This window comes from Serratia sp. CY29653 (genome assembly GCF_052169255.1).
Lineage (GTDB): Bacteria > Pseudomonadota > Gammaproteobacteria > Enterobacterales > Enterobacteriaceae > Serratia > Serratia sarumanii.
Genome location: NZ_JBJNLC010000001.1, coordinates 1,584,307 through 1,602,603 on the forward strand (window position 1 = coordinate 1,584,307; position 18,297 = coordinate 1,602,603).

Sequence of the window (18,297 nt, forward strand, 5' to 3'; positions counted from 1 at the left end):
TTAAAGCTTATCAAGCGCCCCGGCTCACACGTTCTTTCCGCGGGCAATGCCCGGCGCGTTTAAGTTGCGTTTAACGTCGCCCCGCCGCTGTTTATCCGACGTTTATCAGAACTTGTCGATAATGTCGGCGAACAAATTGATAACGCTTATTTTAATACATTGCTTCGGCTCTCTTGCGAGCCGGGCGGGTTATACCTACCATAGCCTCAGCACTTTTTGTCAACATGGTTCAGGTGGCCGCGTTATCCCCTGACACGCCGCAGAGCGTGTTCCCTTTTTATCGCGTGGGTGACAGGACGTTCACCCGCATAGTCACAGGAGTTCGCCATGCGAGTACTGGTTGTTGAAGATAATGGTCTGCTGCGCCACCACCTTTCCGTTCAGATGCGCGAGATGGGCCATCAGGTCGACGCGGCCGAAGACGCCAAGGAAGCCGATTACTTCCTGCAGGAGCACGCGCCGGATATCGCCATCGTCGATCTCGGCCTGCCGGGTGAAGACGGCCTGAGCCTGATCCGCCGCTGGCGCGCGCACCAGGCCAAGCTGCCGATCCTGGTGCTGACCGCCCGCGAAAGCTGGCAGGACAAAGTGGCGGTGCTGGAAGCCGGCGCCGACGACTATGTCACCAAGCCGTTCCACCTGGAAGAAGTGATCGCCCGCATGCAGGCGCTGATGCGCCGCAACAGCGGCCTGGCTTCGCAGGTGATCGTGCTGCCGCCGTTCCAGATCGATCTGTCGCGCCGCGAACTGAGCGTCAACGATCGGCAAATCAAGCTGACCGCCTTTGAATACACCATCATCGAAACCCTGATCCGCAACGCCGGCAAGGTGGTGAGCAAGGATTCGTTGATGCTGCAGCTCTACCCGGACGCCGAGCTGCGCGAAAGCCACACCATCGACGTGCTGATGGGCCGCTTGCGTAAAAAAGTGCAGGCGGAATACCCGCATGAAGTGATCACCACGGTACGTGGCCAGGGCTATCGTTTTGACGCGAAGTGAACATAATGTTCAACAAGAATAAAAAACCGTTTTCGCTGCGTGCCCGCTTCCTGATGGCGACCGCCGGGGTGATCCTGGCGCTGTCGCTCTCTTACGGTTTGGTGGCGGTCGTCGGCTATATCGTCAGCTTCGACAAAACCGCCTTCCGCCTGCTGCGCGGCGAGAGCAACCTGTTCTTCAGCCTGGCGCAGTGGAAAGACAACAAGCTCACCATCGCCATTCCCCCCGATATCGATCTCAATTTCCCGACGCTGGTATTTATCTACGACGATAAAGGCAACCTGCTGTGGAGCCAGCGCAAGGTGCCGGAGCTGGAGAAGCTGATCAACAAGGAATGGCTGGAGGAGTCCGGCTTTTACGAAATCGACACCGACACCCGCGTCAGTAGCGAAGTGCTGGGGGACAACCCAAAAGCGCAGGATCAGCTGAAAAATTACGACGATACCGATCAGAACGCGCTGACCCACTCGGTGGCGGTCAACACCTATGCCGCCACGCCTCGCCTGCCGGCGCTGACCATCGTGGTGGTCGACAGCATTCCGCAGGAGCTGCAGCGATCCGACGTGGTGTGGGAGTGGTTCAGCTACGTGCTGCTGGCCAACCTGCTGCTGGTGGTGCCGCTGCTGTGGCTGGCGGCCTACTGGAGCCTGCGGCCGATCAAGGCGCTGGTCAATCAGGTGGGCGAGCTGGAGAACGGCGAGCGCGATCAGCTGGATGAGAACCCGCCCAGCGAGCTGCGCGGGCTGGTGCGCAATCTGAACATTCTGGTGCGCAACGAACGCCAGCGCTACACCAAGTACCGCACTACCCTGTCGGATCTGACCCACAGCCTGAAAACGCCGCTGGCGGTGCTGCAAAGCACCCTGCGCTCGCTGCGCAGCGGCAAACAGACCACCATCGAAGAAGCCGAGCCGATCATGCTGGATCAGATCGGGCGCATCTCGCAGCAAATCGGTTACTACCTGCACCGAGCCAGCATCAACTCCGGCCAGACGGTGCTGACGCGCGAGATCCATTCGGTGCCGGCGCTGCTCGACAGCCTGGTGGTGGCGCTGAATAAGGTTTATCAGCGCAAAGGGGTGGTGATCACGCTGGACATCTCGCCGGAAGTGACCTTTATGGGCGAGAAAAACGACTTTATGGAAGTGATGGGCAACGTGTTGGAAAACGCCTGCAAATACTGCCTGGAGTTCGTGGAGATCACCTCGCTGCACTCCGAGAAAAACCTCACCATCGTTATCGACGACGACGGCCCGGGGATCCCGGAAAGCAAGCGCCAGCTGATCTTCCAGCGCGGCCAGCGGGTGGATACTCTGCGCCCCGGCCAGGGCCTGGGTTTGTCGGTGGCGGCGGAGATCATCGAGCAGTACGACGGCGAAATCGTTATCAGCGACAGCCCGCTCGGCGGCGCGCGCATGCAGGTCACCTTCGCCCGCCAGCACGACACCCACCACAACGAGTAAATTATGCCGCTGCGGCCCCGATCCACGGGGCCAAACTTCCGTTATAATCGCACACAGGCTCACTCCTCTCTCCTGGAATAGAACATGGATTATCAATTAGACCTGGACTGGAACGATTTTTTGCAACGTTATTGGCAAAAGCGTCCGGTGATTCTGAAGCGCGGCTTCAAAAACTTTATCGATCCGATCTCCCCGGATGAGCTGGCCGGGCTGGCGATGGAAAACGAAGTGGACAGCCGCCTGGTCAGCCACCAGGACGGCCGTTGGCAGGTCGCGCACGGCCCCTTCGAGAGCTTCGATCACCTGAGCGAAAACAACTGGTCGCTGCTGGTGCAGGCGGTGGACCACTGGCATGAGCCTTCCGCGGCGCTGATGCGCCCGTTCCGCCAGCTGCCGGACTGGCGGATGGATGACCTGATGATCTCCTTCTCGGTACCGGGCGGCGGCGTCGGCCCGCACCTCGATCAGTACGACGTGTTCATCATTCAGGGCACCGGCCGCCGCCGCTGGCGCGTCGGGGAAAAAACGCCGCTGAAACAGCACTGCCCGCACCCGGATCTGCTGCAGGTGGAGCCGTTCGACGCCATCATCGACGAAGAGATGGAGCCGGGCGACATTCTCTACATTCCGCCGGGCTTCCCGCATGAAGGCTACGCGCTGGAAAACGCGCTCAACTATTCGGTGGGCTTCCGCGCGCCGAACGGCCGCGAGCTGGTGAGCGGCTTCGCCGACTACGTGCTGGCGCGCGAGCTGGGCAGCAAACGCTACGGCGATCCGGACGTTAAACTGCGCGAACACCCGGCGGAGATCCTGCCGCAGGAAGTGGACGCCTTACGGCAGATGATGCTGGATCTGGTGCAACAGCCGGAACACTTCCAGCACTGGTTCGGCGAGTTTATCTCCCAGTCGCGCCACGAGCTGGATCTGGCGCCGCCGGAGCCGCCGTATCAGGCCGGGGAAATCTACGAGCTGCTGCAGCAGGGTGAAGCGCTGCAGCGCCTGGGCGGGTTGCGCGTGCTGCGCGTCGGCGATCGCTGCTTCGTCAACGGCGAGCTGATCGACACCGACCAGCTGCAGGCCGCAGACGCCCTGTGCCAGCACTTCAGCGTCGACGCCGCCCTGCTCGGCGAAGCGGTGGACGACCCGTCGTTCCTGGCGCTGCTGACCGCGCTGGTCAACAGCGGGTATTGGTACTTTAACGACTGAGTTCTCGGGGCCGTGGTTCCTGTTGAACATAATACCGGCCCGCTTAGGCGGGCCTTTTCTTTGGGGGTAAAAAGTTGGCAACACTTCGACACATGGAAACAAAATATTAATAGTTGTGAAACCTAAACGAAATAATATTAACCTACCTTTTTAACACATTAACGAAATTTCATGGACGATGAAAAATGGAAAATTACGTAATACAAGGAAAGGTCATTAAATTACTACGTATGGACTACCCCAAAGTTAATCATTTTCATACGGATACACGCTTACTTTTAGACAGAACACAAGTATTGATTCAGAATACATCCTTTGAATACAAGCAGTTACTGGAAAATGCAAACCAGGTAATTGAGGATAAAAGGATCCAACCATTACAGCATCGCTTAAGCGCCTATGTGGATCTCGATATATTTCCCAGCGAAAACTCAACAAGCCAGAACGAAGCCATCTTCTATCATCAGTTTTACCCCACTCTTTCCGACATCGTTAACAATAACCTATCATTTATCCAATTCATTGAAAAAATAGGAAGTGAAATAACGAGACGCGCGACCCCCGTTAGGAAAGAAAATATAAGAACTGTCCCCGATAAGGATGGAAACTACACTGAATTCATTGATATTTCACTATTAAGCGAATCACTCTCCAACCTGCGAGAGTACGCAAAGGGAAATAGCGATGATAACAAATTACTTCATGCTATCATTTTCGCAGTCATGTTTATGCATATCCACCCTCTGCAAGATGGGAATGGACGCGCCGCCAGAATCCTTTTTAATCTCATGTTACAAATAAAGCCGCTTAGCTACCTCCCTCTTACTGAGCTTTGTCATTTTGCACGTAGTGGTTATGTACTTAGCTTACGCGAAGCCTTTTTATTTTCCGAATGGGACAATATTATTAAGTTTTATTGTAATTGCATCCACCTGCTTTACGGCTCTGCAACGAGTGAGTTAACTAGCATGCAGTAAAAATTGCATGCTACTTAGCTAATTTAATGACAATGGAGTATTTATGTTAACTGAAAAAGACATTCTGTTAATCAAGACAACCACCATGACCGATACTCAGGTCGATAAAATCAGTACGCAGCGATAACTGAGCTTGGCATGAAATAGAATTTGTTTATCAAATAATTTTCAAGAGTATGGTGTGGGCCCGCATCATACTGTAAAGAAGATTAAAGGTAAAAAGATGGAAAAAATACTATTTTTATTGAAATATTTCAACAAGTCATCAAGTTACACAGTAAAACGTCAATTTTACACTTTGATTTTAATCTCAGTGATCGCCACATTTTTATTTTCTGTACAACCGGTAATTATGGCTTACCTAATTAATGCCATTGAGGAAAAGGAATTCAGTTTATCTCTTTCCATCATTACCCTTGCTATCAGTTATATCGCCATTATGAGCATGCGAAAGCTCTCTTCCGCATTAAACTTCATATTAATCACATCGCTACGTAACAATATCGTGATCAACATGACTGATAATTATTTTAAAAGCCTTTTCAATTTGAAAGAAGTAAATAGCCATGAAAATACGGGAGATATCACCCAACGTTTAAATCAGGCTATAGATGAATTGACAATTTTACTGAGGAATATCTCACACAACCTACTCCCCCCTCTATTCCAGCTAGGATTCAGCATTTCAATTATTTTATTATCCGGAGACTATCTCGTATCATCACTATTCTTAATTTATTTTATCCTTTACCTTCACACTAAGAAAAAGTTCAACAAAAAAATCTCTGAACTTTACTCTGATTTTTACTCTACCTCGGTAAAAAAATACAGCATCATCACTGACAGCGTTAAGAACATGGAGGCTGCCAGAGTTTGCAATACATATGAATTTTTATTTAACAGATACAAAACACTCCTTAACAAGATTGAAGATAAACATGAGGCATTACTCAAAACAGATTTCAAACTCTTACTTATTGAAGCATTACTAAGTATCTTTTTCTTCGGCTCATCGTTTTTACTTTCTCTTTATTTTGTTATAAGCAAGGGGATTACCTTAGGTCACTTTGTCATGATAGCCTCTTACATCATGTTATTGGCGACTCCCTTAGAGAACATCGGTTCCATGTATACGGCGATGCAAAAGTCCACAGCATCCTTATATACATTTATTACATCAATCAAGCCGCCGACAACTCAAAACTCACACACCACCGATTTACAAGACACGGCAGTTTCGATCACGCTAAGAGATGTGCAATATTCATATGATAAAAACGGGACATATACCATTAAAAATATGAACATTGAATTCTCGCACGCTGGCTTTTTCACTTTAACGGGACCTAGCGGAGCAGGAAAAAGCACGTTAGCAAAATTGATTTCAGGTGAACTGGAACCTGATGCGGGAAGGATATATTTAAACAGCAGTGAAATAAATGCACTCTCAATTAAGCAGCGGGCTGAAATAATTTTCCACGTCGCTCAAAATGACTATATATTTATGGATACACTCCGATTTAACCTGCAAATTGCGTGCCCAGATGCCTCTGATGAAAAACTCCTTATGGCTTTGAAGCACGCACAGCTCAATGACCTTCCACTTAATAACTCAACCTCGTTATTGGATCTCAGAATTGGCGACAATGGCATGACATTATCCGGAGGGCAGCGCCAGCGATTATCTTTGGCTCGACTGTTTTTACGTCAACCTAAAATCATCATTTTGGATGAAGTGACTTCATCTCTTGATATCATTAATGAAAGAGAGGTACTGGAAAACATCAAAGCCGCTTATCCATCTTCTATCGTGATTAATATCAGCCATCGACGTTCCACCTTCGATTACTCAGATGAAATCATCGTGCTGGATCAACAAGGCATTGCAGATAGGGGGGAGCTGTCCTCATTGGCTGATAGAAACATCTATATTCAATCCATTCTGCATAAAAATACATTGGACGCCGCTGTCTGAAAGAATCAATACCAAACACCCCGACAGCATCAGTAGCGTAACCAGGCTCGTCATCCAATGTACCAATCATAAAGTTTTTATCCCTGGCGCGCCTGCGCGCGGTAATCCGCCAGTTCCCCCGCCGTCATGCCCGCCTGCTCCGCCGCCGCGCAAATCTGCCGCCAGGTATTGGCATCGATCGGTATGCCCTGCTCCAGCCGCGCCGCGCGGTTGGCCTCTTCCCATTCTCCCGGCACCGCGATCGGCTGTTCGCCGCTCGGCGGCGAAGCCTTCACCCAACCGATAAACGCTTCGGCCTCGGCCTGCATTTGCGGGGCGTCGAAGGCCTGAGGATCGAGGATCAGGGTGGTCATGCAGTTGAAGATGGCGTCGCTGTCGGCTTTCAGCGTGGCGGCGTGGGTGGTGCGGCCGCCGGAGAGCGCGCCGCCGAGGATTTCGCACATCGCCGCCAGCGCGTAGCCTTTGTGCAAGCCGAACGGCAGCAGCGAACCGAACGGCGCTTCGTGCATCACCTTCGGTTCGGCAGTCGGCCGCCCGTGTTCGTCGATCAGATAGCCCGGCACCACCGACAACCCTTTGTTATAGGCCACCCGAGTCTTGCCGAAGGCGATGCCGCTGGTGGCGAAATCCAACAGCAGCGGCGTGCGGCCCGGCCGCGGGAAAATGGCGCAGAACGGGTTGGTGCCGAAGCGGCGATCGCTGCCGCCGAACGGCGCCACCATCGGATCGCCCACCACGTTGACGAAGTGAATCGAGATAAAACCGGCGCGGGCGCACTGCTCCGCCCAATGGCCGATGCGGCCGATATGGTGCGCGTTGTGCAGCGCCACCGCCGCCAGGCCCAGCTTGCCGGCGCGTTCAATGCCCAGCGCCATTGCTTCGCTGGCCACCACCTGACCGAAACCGCGCGCACCGTCGAGCGTCAGCACCGCGCCGGCGTCGCGCACCACTTCGGCGTGCTGATTGAGCTGCAATTGCCCCTGCGCCAACGACGCCATGTAGCTGGGGATCATGCCGACGCCGTGTGAGTCGTGCCCGGCCAGATTGGCCTGCACCAGATGATCGGCCACCAGCTCGGCTTCGCGCGCCGTACTGCCGGCCTGGCGCCAAATCGCCTGAACGAACTGCGCCAAATGCGGGCTGGCGATACGGTATTCGGTGCTCATCATGCGGTCCTTATGCGTGGGGAATGTGCTTCCACACTATGAGCAACGCCTTGTTGCGGCAAGCGATTATGCCGATCGCAAGCGTCCCGTTTTAACTACAGTATCCGCACGTTAGCCCAGGCGACAAAAAGAGCGAGGACCGCTACTTTAGCCACCCGGCACAAGGCTCGCGTTATGGTGCCCCCCCACCTTCCAAAAAAGGAAACCCCCAACAAAATTTCGTTTGCTGGGGGTTAAAAATGCACGAATCAGACCATAACCACGGCTATTCGATACCGTATTTTTTCTCGGTTACGAATTTCGGCTCTTTCCAGTTGGGGCCTTTAACTACTTTTCCATCTTGATCTTGAAGCACCCCTTTTTGGAATAATGCATCGTAAGTAGAAGAGAGTTCCCCGCTGGAAATTGCATCAAAGCGATTATAGGTATATAGACGATCCAATTTCCGGTAATCAGAGGTCGGCCCCAAAAAAGTTAGCACATCTTCTACACTTTCATTTTTAACGATATCTTTTAAAGGCATTATTTCTTCCCTCCCATAGCATCTTTCAGCTCCTGTTCATATGCGGCTTGTAGGGCCCCATCTGTATAAAGTGCCTGTTCTTTTTCATTTATTCTATAGTCTTCAAGCGTAGCGGTATGTGTATTATTCCATACGGCCTTCTGTTCTTGAACACTGTGCGGAACCTCACCATCTTTTATGCCAAGATTCCTGTACCTCTCCAACTCTCTGATTTCATGTGTATAAAATCGCCTGTCAGTGTCAGTAGGTTGTAGCTCCCCTTTCAAAATTTTATCCAAACGGTCAATCATCACTTGGTTTTCCGGGGTCCGTTCAAAACGCCCAGTATGCAGCTTCACCTTATCCACGCCGGCACGGTCGATGCTGGCCCCTTTCCAATCCAGATTCTGGATGGGGCCTCCAGCTTTATTGGTGTTGTATTCACGACCGCTGTATTTGCCCCTGGCGTTGGTTTCACCATAGGGCTTGCTCACCATCACATAGATGGCCTCTACACCAACCTCCGTCGCATCCGGCTGCCACAGGATAAAGTCTTGCAGATCCTGCACCACATCCGCCGGGAAGGTGGTGACCACGATGCTGTCCGCCTGCCTGATGCCGGTGCCGGTATGCACTGGCGATTTGGGCCCCGGTGAGCCGTTACCGGTATGCGCCGGCGCTGCCGGCCCGGTCGGCACAGGGTTAATCAGTATCGTCCTCGCCGGCACCCCCGCCATTGCGGGCAGCGTGATTTTGTCCAGCCCCGTCAGCTCATCGCGAACAGGTCTGAATACCGGCACGCTCGGCGATACGCCGCCGACGCCCGTTCTGACGAAGTTGACGCTCTGTCTCCCATCCTCGTCAGTGGTGATAAATCCGCGCACCGGCAAATCGACCGAGGTCATGCCGGGCTGGATGGTCGCCCTGCCCGCCGCCGCCAGGCTCGCCTGGAGGGCAAACAGATTGACATCACGCCCTGGCACCCGATCGCTCCCTGCACCGACCTCCGTCGGGTAGAAGCCGAGGGCAAAAGCCCCCAGCACCGATCCGGCGGCGACTACGGTGCCGGCGCGTATACTGCCAACTTCGTAGGCCGCCCGCCACGACGCACTGGCTGCCCAGCCAGCCAGTTCGCTCGTGGTCGTCATCACACCTTGCCCGACTATCGACGTCTGCAGCATCGCGGGCGCACGGTTGAGCACCACGGCGCCTGCAGCTGTCAGCGCAGCGTTCGCTGCCTTAAGCTTTTCCGGGGTGTAGGCCGGAGAGTCCAAAACTCCTGCTTTGGCGAACAACGCTTTTCTTTCTGCTTCCGCCTTGCGGGCTTCTTCTATTTTTCGAGCCTCTTCAGCCTTACGGGCTGCCTCGGCCTTGCGGGCTTCTTCTGCTTTTCGAGCCTCTTCAGCCTTACGAGCTTCTTCGGCCTTGCGGGCCTCTTCTGCTTTCCGAGCCTCTTCAGCCTTACGGGCTGCCTCGGCCTTGCGGGCTTCTTCTGCTTTCCGAGCTTCTTCAGCCTTACGGGCCTCTTCGGCCACTTCTCGTTCTACCTGTTTAAATTGCTGGTAGGCCGAGGTTAAAGAAGGCACTTCGACATTACGTTGCCGATACCCTGTGCGATCGCTCCCTTTGCCGCCGCCGTTGATCTCATACTGCTCAGTAATTTCGGTCATTACCCTATTATTATCAAGCCAGAAGCCCGGTGGAATTTTCCCATTAAGCACCTCGGAATAGGTGGCTAATGACGCCTTATCCTCTGCGGCAGAATTGTTGCCGTTATTGTTCCCGTTGGGTACGTTCTGATAATTACCGATTCTATGATTGGTATCGATATTGCCAGCGAACACGATCCCGCCTTGAGCAGGCAACCCCACGCCAAGTACATTTTTAACTTGTGAGACAGAGGTAATAGCCCTGCTAACGGCGGCTTCATCGCTTGTACGAATTTCACCAACCTGTACCTGTATTTTTCCGTCAGCCTCCACACTTTTCAAAGCTACCTTTGCATAAGCTGTAACCGCACGTACTTTTTTTTGTAACTCCTTCAGGATATTACTAACTTTAGGGTCATTTTTGATTGCGTTCACCTGTCGCCGTATTGCCGCTCCTTGGGAGTCTCCACTGCTGCTACTGTCCCTGCCACCCTTACCGTTCCCCCCCTCCCAGTTGGTACTGTTATCTTGACCGGGATTTAAACCGTGTACTCCATCGATATGCACATCCCCCATGCCAGGAATATTTGTATCCATAGATCCACCGTGTCCTACATTGGGCCCCTGGTCTGAAGCCCCACCTTTAATACCGCCAGTTGGGCCACGGCTGTCTTTTCCATCTCCGCCACTCATGTGTCAGTCCTTTTATTTCGTTATTCGGCAGCAGAGTAAATTCTTAAGTGCTTATTACCAGCAACACCATCGATTAATACTCTGCGCAACCTACAAAAAAGTTTATTCATCAGGCGATCGCAATCGCTTTTTCCAAAGCAACCAATCGAGCTTCAAATTCTTCGCGCTCGGCATCTCGAAGTGAGCGCTCCTCCTTAAGCGCCTCAACCAGCAACGCCACCACGCCGTTGATATTGATACTGCGGGCATCTTGCAATACGGTGCCATCATTGAGCTTCAATTCGGTTTGGGTGACCGACTGTGGCAATACGCTCTCCACTTCCTGAGCGATCACCCCGGCTTCCGGCACGCCCTGTTTGAGGTAGGTGTAGCCGCCGATGCGGGCTAGTTTGTCCAATGCGCCTTCGATTTGGGTGATGTCCGTTTTCATGCGGGCGTCGGAGCTGCTGTTCCAACCACCTCCGGTAACGGCATAGCCATCTTCTTTGAAAACGAACCAACTATTCCGACCGCCATTGCCCACGTTGATAACGAGTTCGTTGTATTTCACATGGTCATGGTGATAAATATTGGCATGCTTGTTATTCGGGGCTTGCAAGTACAATCCCTTGGTAAGGGATTCTTTATTGCTATCTGCATTCTGAGGAGGGCTGGCAAAAAACCAGCCGTCAGAATTGCGTTTGGTCAATTGCCCGACGGAAAGTTCCGCGTTAGTTCTGACCTGAAGTTCGTTCCAATTCCCCTGCCAGTCGCGGTAAGAAATTAACCCGAAGTTATCCTTCCCCGGAATGACGCGGGATCCCAACATGGTGGTTGTGGTGACATTGCCGCTAGTGAAATCACTTTTTATAGGTGCGGAGTTATAGATTTGTCCATTGATAAGCGGGGTCGGGCCGGTGGTCGAGGTGGAGATACCTGCGTTATGTGACACCACCGCCCCACCGGAAATGTCCACACCGTTTTGCATCGCAACCCGGCCCGACGCCAAATTGAATGAGAACGGGCGCAGGGTGTTCCACTGCCCGTTAAGCGCTTGGCCACCCGGCGTCGTCAGCGCATAAAAATCGCGTCCATCATTACGCAGCATCACACCGGTATTGCCATTTGCCAGCCGAAAACCGTTGGCTGATTTGGAGACGATTTCACCGTCGCTGACCACGCGCTGGCGCAGCGTAGACAGCGATTTCAGTTCGGCAATATCGTCGTTAACGCCGTTAATCACCTGAGCATTTTTCTTTTCTTCTGCCATGATTATTACCCTCTTACGTCCTGTTTGATGGCGGTTAACAGCGCTCATTCCCCCAGCATTCCCTGGCCACTGGGCTCACCGCACCGAAGCTGTAAAACCGGTTAAGCACACAGCAATCCTGTATGCATAACCAGCACTCTATCTCTGAGGATAACGGGATTCCCTCACCACGGGTTGTATGGTGAAGGGGACAACAATGAGGCAGGGAACGATAAGAGAACGGCGGGCGCGCTGTGCCCGCCGGGCGTATCAGAAAAGGGAATGCGGGCCGGCGCAAGCCGGCCGGGGAACGAAGGTGTTTACCGCGCCCGCTCGGCGGCCAGCGCCGCGATGCGCATGATCACCGCCACCGCTTGCTCCATGCCTTCCAGCGTCACGAACTCGTGCTTGCCGTGGTAGTTGTAGCCGCCGGTGAACAGGTTCGGGCACGGCAGGCCGCGGAACGACAGCTGCGCGCCGTCGGTGCCGCCGCGGATCGGCTTCATCACCGGTTCGATGTCGCAGTCGCGCATCGCCTGCTGCGCCAGCGCAATCACGTGCGGGTGCTCCGCCACCTGTTCGCGCATGTTGTAATAGCTGTCTTCGATGCTCACTTCGATATAGCAATCGCGCGGCAGGCCTTTGCCGACCTCACGGGCGATGTCCACCATCTTGCGCTTGCGCGCCTCGAATCCTTCGCGCTCGAAGTCGCGCAGGATATAGTGCATTTCGGCGCGCTCCACGCTGCCCTTGATGCTGCTGAGGTGATAAAAGCCCTGGTAGCCTTCGGTGGTCTCCGGCGCTTCGTCCGCCGGCAGCGCCTGATGAATGCGGGTGGCCAGCGACAGCGCGTTGACCATCACGCCCTTGGCGCTGCCGGGGTGCACGCTGTTGCCGAGGATTTTGATCGTCACCGAGGCGGCGTTGAAGTTCTCGCACTCCAGCTCGCCGACGCCGCCGCCGTCCACGGTATAAGCCCATTCGGCATTGAAGGCCGCCACGTCGAACAGCTGCGCCCCCTTGCCTACCTCCTCGTCCGGGGTGAAGGCTACGCGGATGTCGCCATGCGGGATTTTGCGCGCGCGCAGGCGCACCATGGCGGTGAGGATCTCGGCGATGCCGGCCTTGTCGTCGGCGCCCAGCAGCGTTTTGCCGTCGGTGGTGATCAGGGTTTGCCCCAGCATCTGGTGCAGGATCGGGAACATCACCGGCGACAGCACTTCATCGCCGATGCCGAGCGCGATGTCGCCGCCGCGATAGTTCTCGACGATCTGCGGATTGACGTGTTTGCCGCTGAAATCCGGCGAGGTATCCAGATGGGCGATAAAACCGACCGCCGGCACCGGCCAGGCGACGTTGCCCGGCCAGGTGCCCATCACGCAACCGTGTTCGCTGAGCGACACCCGCTCGAAGCCGAGCGCGATCATTTCCTGCTGCAACGCACGCGCCAGCTTCAACTGCCCGTCGGTGCTCGGCACATGCTTTACGTTCGCTTTGGACTGGGTGTCGAAAGAGACGTAGTTGAAAAAGCGGTCAAGTAATTTGTCCATGGTAGCGGCCCCTCAGAATATCGCGTTTCATTATGCGGAACCGATCAGGATCAAATATTGCGTCAGGTCATTTTTAACCAGAATTCGCCAATATCATTAATCTTTGTGATGATTTCTGAGGGAAATAACACTGTCATCACAGGGTCATTTGTCGCTATCATGATGAAAAACGCGGCATCTGGGCCGGATCGGCTTTCAATTCCGGCATTCAGCGTCTATCATGCGCGCTCGAAAAATTTCCATTGGCGCAACTGGTTTGAGCTTCATTTGATCAGCGGGCATCCCGCAAGCTCCGGCAGTCTTTTCCAGTTGCGGTTCTATCTGCATTAGCCCACGGGATAGAGTAATACGATAAATGACTGAGACATCCTCTCGAGCACCCCTTGTTGAACTGCATGCCCTGAGCAAAGCGTTCGATGGCAAAACCATCATTGCCGATCTCGAACTGACGATTAACCACGGCGAATTCCTCACCATTCTCGGCCCCTCCGGCTGTGGCAAAACCACGGTGCTGCGCCTGATCGCCGGTCTGGAAGACGCCGATTTGGGCCGCATCGTGCTCGACGGCCAGGACATCACCGCCATTCCGGCCGAGCATCGCCACGTCAACACCGTGTTTCAGAGCTATGCGCTGTTTCCGCACATGTCGGTGTTCGACAACGTCGCCTTCGGCCTGCGCATGCAAAAGGTGCCGGCGGCGGAACTGACGCCGCGCGTCGAAGAGGCGCTGCGCATGGTGCAGCTGGATGCCTTCGCCCAGCGGCGGCCGGGCCAGCTCTCCGGCGGCCAACAGCAGCGCGTGGCCATCGCCCGCGCGGTGGTCAACAAGCCGAAGGTGCTGCTGCTGGACGAATCGCTGTCGGCACTGGACTATAAGCTGCGCAAACAGATGCAGAACGAGCTGAAGGCGCTGCAGCGCAAGCTGGGCATCACCTTCGTGTTCGTCACCCACGATCAGGAGGAAGCGCTGACCATGTCGGATCGCATCGTGGTGATGCGCGAAGGCCGCATCGAGCAGGACGGCACGCCGCGCGAGATCTACGAAGAGCCGAAGAACCTGTTCGTCGCCAGCTTTATCGGCGAGATCAACATCTTCGACGCGGTGGTTCTGCAGCGCCTCGATCCGCGGCGGGTGCGCGCCAACGTCGAAGGCCGCGAGTGCGACATCTACGCCGATCTGCCGGTGGAGCCGGGCCAAAAGCTGAAGGTGCTGCTGCGCCCGGAAGACCTGCGGGTGGAAGAAGTGAACGACAGCGCGCAGCACGACGGGCTGATCGGCTACGTGCGCGAGCGCAACTACAAAGGCATGACGCTGGAATCGGTGGTCGAGCTGGAGAGCGGTAAAACGGTGATGGTCAGCGAGTTCTTCAACGAAGACGATCCGGACGTCGATCACTCGCTCAATCAGAAGATGGCGGTGACCTGGGTTGAAAGCTGGGAGGTGGTGCTGGCCGATGAAGAAATCGCGTAAAGTCTTCCAGAATGTGGTGATCGTCGGCGTCGTCGCCTGGCTGCTGCTGTTCGTGTTCATGCCGAACCTGATGATCATCGCCACCAGCTTCCTGACCCGCGACGACGCCAACCTGGTGCAGATGGTGTTCACGCTGGACAACTATCGGCGCTTGTTCGATCCGTTGTATGCCCAGGTGCTGCTGCACTCGCTGAACATGGCGCTGATCGCCACCCTGTGCTGCCTGGCGATCGGCTACCCGTTCGCCTTTATCCTGGCGCGGTTGCCGCAGAAGGTGCGGCCGCTGCTGCTGTTTCTGCTGATCGTGCCCTTCTGGACCAATTCGCTGATCCGCATCTACGGCCTGAAGCTGTTTCTCAGCACCCGCGGCTATCTCAACGACGCGCTGCTGTGGATCGGCGTCATCGACAAGCCGCTGCGCATCATGTACACCTCGGAAGCGGTGATCCTCGGCCTGGTGTATATCCTGCTGCCGTTTATGGTGATGCCGCTCTACTCCAGCATCGAAAAGCTCGATAAGTCCTGCCTGGAGGCGGCGCGCGATCTCGGCGCCGGCAAGCTGCAGACCTTTATCCGCATCATCGTGCCGCTGACCATGCCGGGCATTATCGCCGGCTGCCTGCTGGTGGTGCTGCCGGCGATGGGGCTGTTCTTCGTCGCCGATCTGATGGGCGGCGCCAAGAATCTGCTGATCGGCAACGTGATTAAAAGCCAGTTCCTCAATATCCGCGACTGGCCGTTCGGCGCGGCCACCAGCATCTGCCTGACGCTGGTGATGGGGCTGTTGCTGCTGGTCTATTACCGGGCCGCCCGCCTGCTGAACAAGAAGGAGGATCTGGCATGATCGGACGTCTGCTGCGCGGCGGCTTTATGGCGCTGGTGTACGCCTATCTGTATATCCCGATCGTCATCCTGATCGTCAACTCCTTCAACGCCTCGCGCTTCGGCATCAGTTGGCAAGGAGCCACCACCCAGTGGTACAGCACGCTGCTCAACAACGACAGCCTGCTGCAGGCCGCCGGCCATTCGCTGACTATGGCAGTGCTCTCCGCTACCTTCGCCACGCTGATCGGCTCGCTGACCGCGGTGGCGCTGTACCGCTACCGCTTCCGCGGCAAGCCGTTCGTCGGCGGCATGCTGTTCGTGGTGATGATGTCGCCGGACATCGTGATGGCCATCTCGTTGCTGGTGCTGTTCATGCTGCTGGGCATTTCGCTCGGCTTCTGGTCGCTGCTGTTCTCGCACATCACCTTCTGCCTGCCGTTCGTGGTGGTGACCGTCTACGCGCGCCTGAAAGGCTTCGACGTGAAAATGCTGGAGGCCGCGCGCGATCTCGGCGCAAGCGAGTTAACCATTCTGCGCAAGATCATCCTGCCGCTGGCGATGCCGGCGGTGGCGGCCGGCTGGCTGCTGAGCTTCACCCTGTCGATGGACGACGTGGTCGTCTCCTCCTTCGTTACCGGCCCGAGCTACGAGATCTTGCCGCTGAAGATCTATTCGATGGTGAAAGTCGGCGTCTCGCCGGAGGTCAACGCGCTGGCCACCATTTTGCTGCTGCTGTCGCTGGTGATGGTGATCGCCAGCCAGTGGGTGATGCGCGATCGCGCGCCCAAGGCCGAATAATCCTCCCCGCCGGGCGCTGCGGCGCCCGGTTGTGATCCCCTTCACAATCGGCACCGGTTGTCACTCCCTGACCATCGGTGCCTATTTCCGCCCCGCCGATTGCAGCGGCGAAAACTTCCCCCTATAACTGAATCCAGGCAAGGTGCCTTATTTTTTTCTCGCTTCCAGGGAGTTTATTCAGCAACGTCGTCATCCATTAAAATATAAAAAGGAACTGCCATGAAAGGTATTATCGATAATATCTTAAGCAAGCTGCAGCTTTTCTCCAAAGCCATGATGGGGCCGATATTTTTCCTGCCGGTGATCGGTCTGATTCTGGCGCTCAGTTCTATTCTCACCAATGCCACACTTATCAATGAACATTCCGCCGTGTTCTCTATCGGTAAAATGATCGGCGATACCTTCTGGCCGTTATTCGGCAATCTCGGGCTGATTTTCTGCATCGGCATTACCTACGGCCTGGCCAAAGACAAAAAAAGCGAAGCGGCGCTGGTTGCGGTGATGTGCTTTATCATGTTCCTCGGCGCCAATTCGTCTTATCTGCAACTCAGCGGCCACGTCGCGGCCAAGATCAACGGCGAATATTACGGCACCGGGCAGACGGAACTGCTGGGCTTTACCGTGGTGGATATGGGCATTTTCCTCGGTCTTATCCTCGGCGTCACCATCGCCTGGGTGCACAACCGCCTGTGCAACGTCGAACTCAACGGCGTGTTCTCGGTCTACGGCGGCGCCAAACTGGTACTGATCGCCATGACGCCGATCATCATGCTGTACGCCGTCGCCTTCAGCTACCTGTGGCCGGCCATCTCACAGGGCCTGATCGCGCTGACCGGCTTTATGAAAAGCTCCGGCTCGCTCGGGGTTTTCGTCTACGGCTTCTTCGAAAAATTCCTCATCCCCACCGGGCTGCACCACTTTATCTGGTCGCCGTTCCAGCTCACCAGCATCGGCGGTTCAATCGTGCAGGACGGCCAGACCGTCTCCGGCTCGCAGGCAATTTTCCTGGCCTATATGCGCGACCCGAGCATCTCGCCGCTGATGAACGAAGCGCTGCGCTTCTCGCAGCAAGGGATGGTGACCATCTTCGGCCTGTCGGGCGCGGCATTGGCTTTCTATCACACCGCCAAACCGGAAAAGAAAATGCTGGCCAAGGCGATTCTGATCCCGGCCATCACCACCTCGATCCTGGTCGGCATCACCGAGCCGATAGAGTTCACCTTCCTGTTTATCTCTCCGCTGCTGTGGGTGATCCACGCCGTGTTGACCGCGCTGTCGCAGGTGGCCTGCAACCTGTTCCAGGTGCGCCCCTGGGGCGCCAGCGGGCTGGTCGAGTTCCTGGCCTACAACCTGCCGCTGCCGGTCTCCCTCACCCGCTGGCCGCTGTATGTGGTCATCGGCCTGGTGCAGTTTGCGGTGTATTACCTGGTGTTCAAAACGCTGGTGCTGAAGCTCAATCTGAAGACGCCGGGCCGCGAAGATGATCAGGACGTCAAACTCTATTCCAAACAGGATTACCGGAACCGCAAAAATAACCCGGACGAACTGAGCGGCATCATTATTCGCGCGCTGGGCGGTAAGGAAAACATTATTTCCGTCGACAACTGCTTCACCCGGCTGCGGGTGGAATTAAAGGATATGGCGCGGGTGGATGAAGCCGCGTTGAAAAGCACCGGTGCCAAAGGCGTGGTGAAGAATCGCCGTGAAGTGCAGGTGATTTACGGCGTCACGGTCGGCAAGGTCAAAAATCAGGTAGAGAAATATTTAGCGGCACTCTAACGCTTTATTAATGGGA

The 18,297-nt window shown here is 55.1% G+C and carries 15 protein-coding genes; 10 read left to right on the plus strand and 5 right to left on the minus strand.

Annotated features, from left to right (window positions below):
• Nucleotides 1–327 precede the first annotated feature (327 nt).
• The 5 genes from phoP to ACJ8HN_RS07640 all read left to right on the plus strand — a co-directional run bounded on the left by phoP (nucleotide 328) and on the right by ACJ8HN_RS07640 (nucleotide 6,620).
• Entirely contained in the window at nucleotides 328–999 is a 672-nt protein-coding gene (gene phoP, locus ACJ8HN_RS07620) for a two-component system response regulator PhoP (RefSeq protein WP_033638204.1), read from the plus strand.
• Nucleotides 1,000–1,004: 5 nt separating this feature from the next.
• Complete coding sequence (phoQ, locus tag ACJ8HN_RS07625; protein WP_033638202.1) at nucleotides 1,005–2,462, plus strand: two-component system sensor histidine kinase PhoQ; 1,458 nt, start codon at nucleotides 1,005–1,007, stop codon at nucleotides 2,460–2,462.
• 84 nt (nucleotides 2,463–2,546) lie between these two features.
• Complete coding sequence (locus ACJ8HN_RS07630; protein WP_442523229.1) at nucleotides 2,547–3,668, plus strand: ribosomal protein uL16 3-hydroxylase; 1,122 nt, start codon at nucleotides 2,547–2,549, stop codon at nucleotides 3,666–3,668.
• A gap of 185 nt (nucleotides 3,669–3,853) precedes the next feature.
• Nucleotides 3,854–4,645, plus strand: coding sequence for a Fic family protein (locus ACJ8HN_RS07635; protein ID WP_442523230.1), 792 nt, complete (start codon nucleotides 3,854–3,856; stop codon nucleotides 4,643–4,645).
• Between the two features lie 181 nt (nucleotides 4,646–4,826).
• Nucleotides 4,827–6,620 carry an ATP-binding cassette domain-containing protein gene (locus tag ACJ8HN_RS07640; protein ID WP_442523231.1) on the plus strand — a complete coding sequence of 598 codons (1,794 nt, stop codon included), beginning with the start codon at nucleotides 4,827–4,829 and terminating at the stop codon, nucleotides 6,618–6,620.
• A 77-nt stretch (nucleotides 6,621–6,697) separates the two neighbouring features.
• Here the strand turns inward: ACJ8HN_RS07640 and ACJ8HN_RS07645 are convergent, their stop codons facing one another.
• The 5 genes from ACJ8HN_RS07645 to pepT form a co-directional block, all read right to left on the minus strand.
• Nucleotides 6,698–7,786, minus strand: coding sequence for a malate/lactate/ureidoglycolate dehydrogenase (locus tag ACJ8HN_RS07645; protein ID WP_033647436.1), 1,089 nt, complete (start codon nucleotides 7,784–7,786; stop codon nucleotides 6,698–6,700).
• A 265-nt stretch (nucleotides 7,787–8,051) separates the two neighbouring features.
• A complete protein-coding gene (locus tag ACJ8HN_RS07650) occupies nucleotides 8,052–8,309 on the minus strand; it encodes a hypothetical protein (RefSeq protein WP_048321477.1) in 258 nt (85 codons plus the stop codon).
• On the minus strand, nucleotides 8,309–10,534 hold the full coding sequence (locus tag ACJ8HN_RS07655) for an S-type pyocin domain-containing protein (protein ID WP_442523232.1): 2,226 nt from the start codon (nucleotides 10,532–10,534) through the stop codon (nucleotides 8,309–8,311). Before ACJ8HN_RS07655 ends, ACJ8HN_RS07650 begins: the two co-directional genes overlap by 1 nt.
• Nucleotides 10,535–10,739: 205 nt before the next feature.
• Nucleotides 10,740–11,879, minus strand: a complete 1,140-nt coding sequence (locus ACJ8HN_RS07660; RefSeq protein ID WP_442523233.1) for a tail fiber domain-containing protein — start codon at nucleotides 11,877–11,879, stop codon at nucleotides 10,740–10,742.
• A 299-nt stretch (nucleotides 11,880–12,178) separates the two neighbouring features.
• Nucleotides 12,179–13,408: a peptidase T gene (pepT, locus tag ACJ8HN_RS07665; RefSeq protein ID WP_004941154.1), complete on the minus strand. Its 1,230-nt coding sequence runs from the start codon at nucleotides 13,406–13,408 to the stop codon at nucleotides 12,179–12,181.
• A 57-nt stretch (nucleotides 13,409–13,465) separates the two neighbouring features.
• Between pepT and ACJ8HN_RS07670 the strand changes: the two genes are divergently transcribed.
• The 5 genes from ACJ8HN_RS07670 to ACJ8HN_RS07690 all read left to right on the plus strand — a co-directional run bounded on the left by ACJ8HN_RS07670 (nucleotide 13,466) and on the right by ACJ8HN_RS07690 (nucleotide 18,281).
• Nucleotides 13,466–13,738 carry a hypothetical protein gene (locus ACJ8HN_RS07670; RefSeq protein WP_101456414.1) on the plus strand — a complete coding sequence of 91 codons (273 nt, stop codon included), beginning with the start codon at nucleotides 13,466–13,468 and terminating at the stop codon, nucleotides 13,736–13,738.
• A gap of 25 nt (nucleotides 13,739–13,763) precedes the next feature.
• Entirely contained in the window at nucleotides 13,764–14,879 is a 1,116-nt protein-coding gene (gene potA, locus ACJ8HN_RS07675) for a spermidine/putrescine ABC transporter ATP-binding protein PotA (RefSeq protein WP_033646378.1), read from the plus strand.
• Nucleotides 14,863–15,723, plus strand: a complete 861-nt coding sequence (gene potB / locus ACJ8HN_RS07680; RefSeq protein WP_033646379.1) for a spermidine/putrescine ABC transporter permease PotB — start codon at nucleotides 14,863–14,865, stop codon at nucleotides 15,721–15,723. Before potA ends, potB begins: the two co-directional genes overlap by 17 nt.
• Nucleotides 15,720–16,502, plus strand: coding sequence for a spermidine/putrescine ABC transporter permease PotC (potC, locus tag ACJ8HN_RS07685; RefSeq protein ID WP_442523234.1), 783 nt, complete (start codon nucleotides 15,720–15,722; stop codon nucleotides 16,500–16,502). Before potB ends, potC begins: the two co-directional genes overlap by 4 nt.
• Before the next feature lie 219 nt (nucleotides 16,503–16,721).
• Nucleotides 16,722–18,281 carry a PTS transporter subunit EIIC gene (locus tag ACJ8HN_RS07690; protein ID WP_033638189.1) on the plus strand — a complete coding sequence of 520 codons (1,560 nt, stop codon included), beginning with the start codon at nucleotides 16,722–16,724 and terminating at the stop codon, nucleotides 18,279–18,281.
• Nucleotides 18,282–18,297: the final 16 nt, after the last annotated feature.

Bases quoted from the DNA above. Each gene is read 5' to 3' on its own strand.
- potB (WP_033646379.1), top strand. From the start codon at position 14,863: ATGAAGAAATCGCGTAAAGTCTTCCAGAATGTGGTGATCGTCGGCGTC.
- ACJ8HN_RS07630 (WP_442523229.1), top strand. From the start codon at position 2,547: ATGGATTATCAATTAGACCTGGACTGGAACGATTTTTTGCAACGTTAT.
- ACJ8HN_RS07655 (WP_442523232.1), bottom strand. From the start codon at position 10,534: ATGGATACAAATATTCCTGGCATGGGGGATGTGCATATCGATGGAGTA.
- potA (WP_033646378.1), top strand. From the start codon at position 13,764: ATGACTGAGACATCCTCTCGAGCACCCCTTGTTGAACTGCATGCCCTG.
- ACJ8HN_RS07690 (WP_033638189.1), top strand. From the start codon at position 16,722: ATGAAAGGTATTATCGATAATATCTTAAGCAAGCTGCAGCTTTTCTCC.
- potC (WP_442523234.1), top strand. From the start codon at position 15,720: ATGATCGGACGTCTGCTGCGCGGCGGCTTTATGGCGCTGGTGTACGCC.
- ACJ8HN_RS07650 (WP_048321477.1), bottom strand. From the start codon at position 8,309: ATGCCTTTAAAAGATATCGTTAAAAATGAAAGTGTAGAAGATGTGCTA.
- ACJ8HN_RS07635 (WP_442523230.1), top strand. From the start codon at position 3,854: ATGGAAAATTACGTAATACAAGGAAAGGTCATTAAATTACTACGTATG.
- pepT (WP_004941154.1), bottom strand. From the start codon at position 13,408: ATGGACAAATTACTTGACCGCTTTTTCAACTACGTCTCTTTCGACACC.
- phoQ (WP_033638202.1), top strand. From the start codon at position 1,005: ATGTTCAACAAGAATAAAAAACCGTTTTCGCTGCGTGCCCGCTTCCTG.
- ACJ8HN_RS07645 (WP_033647436.1), bottom strand. From the start codon at position 7,786: ATGAGCACCGAATACCGTATCGCCAGCCCGCATTTGGCGCAGTTCGTT.
- phoP (WP_033638204.1), top strand. From the start codon at position 328: ATGCGAGTACTGGTTGTTGAAGATAATGGTCTGCTGCGCCACCACCTT.
- ACJ8HN_RS07660 (WP_442523233.1), bottom strand. From the start codon at position 11,879: ATGGCAGAAGAAAAGAAAAATGCTCAGGTGATTAACGGCGTTAACGAC.